The sequence below is a fragment of the Methylobacterium sp. WL9 genome (assembly GCF_008040035.1).
Taxonomy (GTDB): Bacteria; Pseudomonadota; Alphaproteobacteria; order Rhizobiales; family Beijerinckiaceae; genus Methylobacterium; species Methylobacterium thuringiense.
This window is the reverse complement of record NZ_VRVE01000214.1, coordinates 1-451: the sequence shown is the minus strand read 5'-3', so window position 1 is coordinate 451 and position 451 is coordinate 1. Positions and strand designations below refer to the sequence as shown.

Here is a 451-nt window from a genome sequence, read left to right as displayed (position 1 = left end):
GCGCGGTGCTCGCCCATGTCGGCAGCGCCGGCTATCTCGATGCGGCCCGCGCCGGCGCGGTCGACGCGACGCAGGCCGTGCGCTCGCCGGGCTCGGCGCTCAAGCCCTTCGTCTACGCATTGGCCTTCGAGAACGGCATCGCCCACCCCGAGACCCTGCTCGACGACCGCCCGGTGCGCTTCGCCGCCTCGTACGCTCCGGAAAACTTCGACCTCGGCTTCCACGGCACGGTGACGGCCCGCTACGCCCTGCAGCAGTCGCTGAACGTCCCGGCCGTCGACCTCCTCGACGCGGTCGGCGCCGCCCGCTTCATCGCCCGCCTGCGCGGTGCCGGCGCGCAGATCCTGCTCCCGCGCGACACCGCCCCCGGCCTGCCCGTGGCGCTCGGGGGGCTCGGCATCACCCTGACCGACCTCGCGCGGCTCTATGCGGGGCTGGCGCGGGGCGGTGT

General features: G+C 75.2%; 1 protein-coding gene. It reads left to right on the top strand.

Translation table 11 applies throughout. The features are described from left to right. On the top strand, nt 1-451 hold a 451-nt coding region (locus FV217_RS22550), incomplete at both ends, for a penicillin-binding transpeptidase domain-containing protein (RefSeq protein WP_281407190.1).